General features: G+C 69.0%; 5 protein-coding genes. 2 read left to right on the top strand and 3 right to left on the bottom strand.

Translation table 11 applies throughout. From position 1 onward, the window contains the following. Positions 1–209: 209 nt before the first annotated feature. Positions 210–791: an alpha/beta hydrolase gene (locus DK254_RS06430; protein WP_109933126.1), complete on the top strand. Its 582-nt coding sequence runs from the start codon at positions 210–212 to the stop codon at positions 789–791. Between the two features lie 202 nt (positions 792–993). Here DK254_RS06430 and fusA read toward each other — a convergent pair whose 3' ends face one another. The 3 genes from fusA to DK254_RS06415 form a co-directional block, all read right to left on the bottom strand. Next, positions 994–3042: an elongation factor G gene (gene fusA, locus DK254_RS06425; protein ID WP_109933125.1), complete on the bottom strand. Its 2049-nt coding sequence runs from the start codon at positions 3040–3042 to the stop codon at positions 994–996. A gap of 777 nt (positions 3043–3819) precedes the next feature. After that, positions 3820–4869: a low specificity L-threonine aldolase gene (locus DK254_RS06420; RefSeq protein ID WP_109933124.1), complete on the bottom strand. Its 1050-nt coding sequence runs from the start codon at positions 4867–4869 to the stop codon at positions 3820–3822. Positions 4870–5190: 321 nt separating this feature from the next. Continuing rightward, positions 5191–5850 carry a hypothetical protein gene (locus DK254_RS06415; RefSeq protein ID WP_109933123.1) on the bottom strand — a complete coding sequence of 220 codons (660 nt, stop codon included), beginning with the start codon at positions 5848–5850 and terminating at the stop codon, positions 5191–5193. 168 nt (positions 5851–6018) lie between these two features. On the opposite strand from DK254_RS06415, the gene DK254_RS06410 reads away from it, so the two are divergent. Next, on the top strand, positions 6019–6189 hold a 171-nt coding region (locus DK254_RS06410), incomplete at its 3' end, for a serine dehydratase beta chain (protein WP_305888121.1).

Here is a 6189-nt window from a genome sequence, read left to right as displayed (position 1 = left end):
GGGGGAATTTCTTGGCCATGAGGGGTTCGCCTGGAGGGAGTGGGCCCAGCTTCGATTCAACGCCTGCCGGGCCCCTGCGTACTTGTCGCGAATCAAGAAGTGCTGGAATAAGAAAATGCAGCATAAGCAAAGCATTTTTTATTCCTTAATTTATTGACGAACCCCACCTACACTGCCTCCCCATGACGACTTTCAGGGGGGATGAACCCATGCGCAGCGACCGCGTCCGCTATGTCCTGGTGCCCGGCTGGCACGGCTCGGAGGACGAGCACTGGCAGAGCCACTGGCAGCGCGCGCTGCCCAACGCCTCGCGGGTGGAGCAGCGCGACTGGGTGGCGCCGCGGCATGTCGACTGGGTCGCCGAACTGGACCGCGAAATCCGCCGCCAGCCCGGCCGCGTGGTGCTGATCGCCCACAGCCTGGGCTGCGTCACCGTCGCCTCCTGGGCCCGCCGCGCCGGGCCGAAGGCCCTGGCCCAGGTCTCCGGCGCCCTGCTGGTGGCGCCCGCCGACGTCGAGCGCGAGACCTGCCACGCGGCGCTGCGCAACTTCGCCCCCATCGCCCTGGACGCCCTGCCCTTCCCCAGCGTGCTGGTGGGCTCGGACAACGACGCCGCCTGCAGCCCGCAGCGCGCCCTGCAGCTGGGCCGCGCCTGGGGCGCCGAGACGCTGATCCTGCCGAACGCCGGGCACATCAACGTGAAGTCCGGCCACGGCGCCTGGGAGGCCGGCTACCGCCACCTGTTCCGCCTGCAGTACCTGATCGACCAGCGGGAGCGGCGCCGGGCCTGAGCGGCCGCGCCGGCTGTTGCGGGGAGCGCGCCCTGCGTTCGAGCGTAGGGCGAATAACCGTTCGCGGTTATCCGCCGCCGGCCGGAACACCGGTGCCCGGGACCATTGGCGGATAACGCCGTAGGCGTTATGCGCCCTACGGGTTGGATGGGGCGGCGTAGGAGCATCGCGGATAAATCCGCTCCTACAAAAACCGGCCTCTTCAGTCTTCTTCCTGCACCGCCTTGTACCCACTGGCCAGGCGCTGCTGCACGTCCTGCGGCACGGGGCTGTAGTGGCTGGCTTCGAGGGTGAAGAAACCCTGCCCGGCGGTGATCGCCTTCAGCCGGTTGGCGTAGCCTTCCAGTTCGGCCAGCGGCACCTGGCCGCGCACCAGGGTGGCGCGGGCCGACAGCGGCTCGGTGCCCAGCACCTGGCCGCGGCGCCCGGTGAGGTCGGCGGTGATGTCGCCCAGGCGGGCTTCCGGCGCCGTCACCGCGATGTTCACCACCGGCTCCAGCAGCATGCCCCCGGCATTGCGCAGGGCGTCGAACATGGCCTTGCGCCCGGCGGCCTGGAAGGCGATGTCCTTGGAGTCCACCGAGTGGCTCTTGCCGTCGAACACCGTGACCTTCACGTCTTCCACCGGGAAGCCGGCCAGGGGGCCCGCGGCCAGCGCCGTGCGCACGCCCTTCTCCACCGAGGGGATGAACTGCCCCGGGATCACCCCGCCCTTGATCGCATCGACGAACTCGAAGCCAGTCCCCCGCGGCAGCGGCTCCACCCGCAGGAACACCTCGCCGAACTGGCCGGCGCCGCCGGTCTGCTTCTTGTGCCGGCAGTGCCCCTCGGCCGGGCGCGTGGCGGTCTCGCGGTAGGGCACGCTGGGCGGGCGGGTGTTCACTTCCAGCTTGTAGCTGCCGGTCAGGCGTTCCAGCAGGTAGCGCAGGTGCAGCTCGCCCATGCCGCGCAGCACGGTTTCCTGGGTCGAGGCGTTGTAGTCCAGGCGCACGCACGGGTCCTCGGCCAGCAGGCGCTGCAGCACCTCGGCCAGGCGCTGCTCGTCGCCGCGGCGGCCGGCCTCGATGGCCAGGCCCTGCATGGGCGTGGGGAAGTCCAACGGCGCCAGGCGGATGTGGTCCTCGTCGTGGGAGTCGTGCAGGACCACGTCGAACTCCAGTTCCTCGACCTTGCTCAACGCGCCGAAGTCACCGGGGACCAGCTGCGGCACCTCCTCGTGGCGCTTGCCCTGCAGGCGCAGCAGGTGGCCGACCTTGAACGGCTTGCGGCCATCCCCGGCGAACAGCTGCATGTCGCGGCGCACGGTGCCCTGGTGCACGCGGAACACCGCCAGGCGACCGACGAAGGGGTCGATCACCACCTTGAACACATGGGCCAGCACGTGGGCCTCGGGGTCCGGCTGCGAGCGAAAGGGCCGGGCGCCGCCCTGCTCGTCCAGGCGCTCGAACAGCGGCGGGTTGCCCTCGGCGGGGTTGGGCGCCAGCCGCGCCAGCACCTGCAGCAGTTCGTCGACGCCGGCGCCGGTGCGCGCCGAGACGAAGCACAGGGGGATCAGGTGGCCTTCGCGCAGGGCCCGCTCGAAGGGTTCGTGGAGTTCCTCCGGCTGGATCGAGCCCTGCTCCAGGTAGCGCGCCATCAGCTCCTCGTCGACCTCCACGACCTGGTCGACCAGCGCCTGGTGCGCCTCCTCCACCGAGGAGAAGTCCGCCTCGCCGGCGGGTGCGAAGAAGCAGTCGGCCACCCGCGTGGCGCCACCGGCCGGCAGGTTCAGCGGCAGCACTTCCTTGCCGAAGGCCTCGCGCAGGTCGGCCAGCAGCGCCGGCAGGTCGACGCGCTCGGCGTCGATCTTGTTGACCACCAGCATCCGGCACAGCCCGCGCTCGGCGGCCCAGTCCATCATGCGATGGGTGTTCAGCTCGATGCCGTTCTGCGCGTTGACCACCACCAGCGCGGTCTCCACCGCCGCCAGGGCCGGCAGCGCGTGGCCGATGAAGTCAGGCAGGCCGGGGGTATCGATGAGCTGGACGTGCGTACCCTCGTATTCGAAGTGCGCCAGCGCGGCGGACAGCGAGTGGTGGTAGTCGCGCTCCAGCGGGTCGGCGTCGCACAGGGTGTCGCCGCGTTCCAGCGAGCCCATCGCGGGGATGGCGCCGCTGCGCTGCAGCAGGGCTTCGGCGAGCAGCGTCTTGCCGCTGTCGCCATGGCCGACCAGGGCGACCGTGCGGATCTGTTCGACCGGGTAGTTCGACATGGGGCACCTCCCAGGCAGGGTTACGGGAAGTATAGGTAGCACCCCGGAGCGCCCTGGGCAAAAAACAGCCAGCCGTCGCGAGCCCAGTAGGCATGCCCGCCACAGCCGTTTCACCACAGCTTTTCCACAGCTTGCTGAAGGCCGCTTCCACAGCCAGTGTGGACAGTTCCACAGCCGCGTCGAAGACGCTGGAAAGCCCTGCGCCATGGGACTTTCAGCGCAATGCTGGCGACTTTTTGGGCAGTCCTGCGCAAGCCCCGGAAAGCCTGTCCAGCGACAGTTTATCCACAGCTTTGCCACAGGCCGTTCAACAGAAGCCGTGGACAGCCCGCGACCATTAGCCGCCGGTTTTTTCCGCAGCGCCCACGGACAGGGCCGTTGGCGAAAAAACCAGCAATGCCCGGCAGGCCCCGCCGTTTCGTTCGCGCAGCCATTCACCGACAGCTTTTCCACAGCTTTCCCGCGCCTCGCTCCACAGCCTTTGTGGGCAACTCGCCGGCGGCCGGAAGCCGATGGCAAGTGCTTGAAAATCAAGGCACGCGGGCAAATTCAGGTCGAAAAACGTACAGCCGCGCGCAGGCCTCGCCGGGCCTGGCGCCAAGGCATTCATGCACACTTTATCCACAACGCGGCCAACAGATTCCGGGGGCAGAATCCAGCCCGCCGGGCAAACCCCGAGCGCCCTGGCCCGGCCCAGGCGCCACGCGGCCGCAAGCCACCTGCGCACAGCCCGGCCACAGGCTGCGCACAGGGTTTTCGACAGATTCGGTGGACAACTCAGGCGGCGGCGCCCATCACCTCGCGGATGTCCCGCGCCAGGGCCTCGACGCGCTCGATCTCGGTGTCCCAGGAACACATGAAGCGCGCGCCGCCGGCGCCGATGAAGGTGTAGAAGCGCCAGCCGCGCTGGCGCAGGGCTTCCAGGGCCGGCTCGGACATCTGCAGGAATACCCCGTTGGCCTCCACCGGGAACATCAGCTGCACGCCCGGCACGTCGGCCACCCGCTGCGCCAGCAGGCGCGCGCACTGGTTGGCGTGGTTGGCGTAGTGCAGCCAGGCCTCGTCCTGCAGCACCCCGACCCAGGGCGCGGCGAGGAAGCGCATCTTCGAGGCCAGCTGGCCGGCCTGCTTGCAGCGGTAGTCGAAGCCCTCGGCCAGGGCGCGGTCGAAGAACAGGATGGCCTCGCCCACCGCCATGCCGTTCTTGGTGCCGCCGAAGCACAGCACCTCGACGCCGGCCTTCCAGGTCAGCTCCGCCGGCGAGGCGCCGAGGAAGGCGCAGGCGTTGGAGAAGCGCGCGCCGTCCATGTGCAGGTGCAGGCCCAGCTCGCGGCAGGTGGCGCTGAGCGCGCCCAGCTCGTCCGGGCGGTAGACGGTGCCGACCTCGGTGGCCTGGGTAATGCTCACCACGCGCGGCTTGGGGTAGTGGATGTCCTGGCGCTTCAGCGCGATCTCGCGGATCGCCGCGGGGGTCAGCTTGCCCTGCGCGTCGGTGCGCGCCAGCAGCAGCTTGGAGCCGTTGGAGAAGAACTCCGGGGCGCCGCACTCGTCGGTCTCGACGTGGGCGGTCTCGGCGCAGATCACGCTGTGGTAGCTCTGGCACAGGGCGGCCAGGGCCAGGGAATTGGCGGCGGTACCGTTGAAGGCGAAGAACACCTCGCAATCGGTCTCGAACAGCTCGCGGAAGTGGTCGGAGGCGCGCGCCGTCCACTGGTCGTCGCCGTAGGCCCGCTCATGGCCGCGGTTGGCCTCGGCCATGGCGGCCCAGGCTTCGGGGCAGATGCCGGAATAGTTGTCGCTGGCGAATTGCTGGGAATTGTCGAACATCGAAAGCTGCCTCGGGGAAAGTCATCCACAGGCAGCGTAGCGAAATCGTGGCTTTTGTAGGAGCGGGGGCCGTTCGTGCCACCGGGGCGTCCGGCGTGGCCGGGGAATCCAATCGCGGACAAAGTCCGCTCCTACGTCCGTGCTCGACCGTAGGGCGAATAACCGTTCGCGGTTATCCGCCGCCGGCCGGAACGCCGGTGCCCGACGGGTTGGAAAGAGGCGGCGCAGCCTGCAAGACAGTTGCTCCTACGCACGTGCTTCCCTGTAACCGTAGGAGCGGACTCTGTCCGCGATTCGGCGGATAACGCCGCAGGCGGCCGATCAGGGCAGCGCCGTCAGCTTCATCTGCTCGACGATGGGCACGAACAGCTGGCGCATGGACTGGGTGCTGCCGCCATTGGGCTTGTCCGGGGTGCTCAGGGTCAGCACGTAGCGGCCCTTGATCAGCCCGGTGAGGCTGGACTCGCCGGCCTCGCCCTTGGCCGGGGCGACTATGCCCAGGGGGTCGCCCATGCGGGTGGTGTCGATCACCGGCAGGTAGTCCTCGCCGCCGAACTTGTCGGCGGTGCCGTTCCTGATCGCGGTCTCGCGGGTCTTGTTCAGCAGCGTCAGGCTGGAATGGGTCATGTCGCGCAGCTTGTCCTGCACGCCGCGGTAGGCGATGGCCTGCTCGCTGTTGGCGTCCTGGGCCGGGGCCGGCATGCCGGTGTCGATCAGGCTGATCTCCAGGTGGCGGCTGCCGTCGGCGGTGCCGTAGACCAGCTTGGCGTCGTTGTAGCCGCATTCGCGGGAGATGAACGGGTAGCCGTACATTTCCTTGCTCGGCGGCAGGGCCTTCTCCAGCGGGTGGCCAGTGCAGCTGTCGGCCGGCACCGCGGCGGCCGCGGCCTTCTCGGCCTTGGCCTTGTCGTCGCCACCGCCGCAGCCGTGGAGGGTCGCGCCGAGCATCAGGGCGCTGAGCAGGATCAGGGAGCGTTTCATGGCGTCCTCGGGTTTGACAGTGGCGGCATTCTAGCCGCTGGGCGGCGCGGCGTGCAGCAGTGGCCCTGTGGCAGCCAGGTGCATTTTCGGGTCGGGAACGGACATCTTTTGCCCGGGCAGGCAGTCGAGAATCGGCGGCAGCGGCATCGCCATTCGAGGAGCCCCGGCATGGCCATCAGTGTGTTCGACCTGTTCAAGATCGGTATCGGCCCCTCCAGTTCGCATACCGTCGGCCCCATGCGCGCCGCCGCCCTGTTCGTCGCCGCCCTGCGCGAACGCCAGCTGCTCGAGCGCGTCGAGCGCGTCGAAGTGAAGCTCTACGGCTCCCTCTCCGCCACC

This window comes from Pseudomonas sp. RW407 (assembly GCF_003176655.1).
Lineage (GTDB): Bacteria > Pseudomonadota > Gammaproteobacteria > Pseudomonadales > Pseudomonadaceae > Pseudomonas > Pseudomonas delhiensis.
The sequence above is the reverse complement of the archived record's forward strand: the minus strand, read 5'-3'. Positions and strand labels throughout refer to the sequence as shown.

Excerpts from the sequence above, each read along its gene's own strand:
- fusA (WP_109933125.1), bottom strand. The coding sequence starts at position 3,042 with ATGTCGAACTACCCGGTCGAACAGATCCGCACGGTCGCCCTGGTCGGC.
- DK254_RS06415 (WP_109933123.1), bottom strand. The coding sequence starts at position 5,850 with ATGAAACGCTCCCTGATCCTGCTCAGCGCCCTGATGCTCGGCGCGACC.
- DK254_RS06420 (WP_109933124.1), bottom strand. The coding sequence starts at position 4,869 with ATGTTCGACAATTCCCAGCAATTCGCCAGCGACAACTATTCCGGCATC.
- DK254_RS06430 (WP_109933126.1), top strand. The coding sequence starts at position 210 with ATGCGCAGCGACCGCGTCCGCTATGTCCTGGTGCCCGGCTGGCACGGC.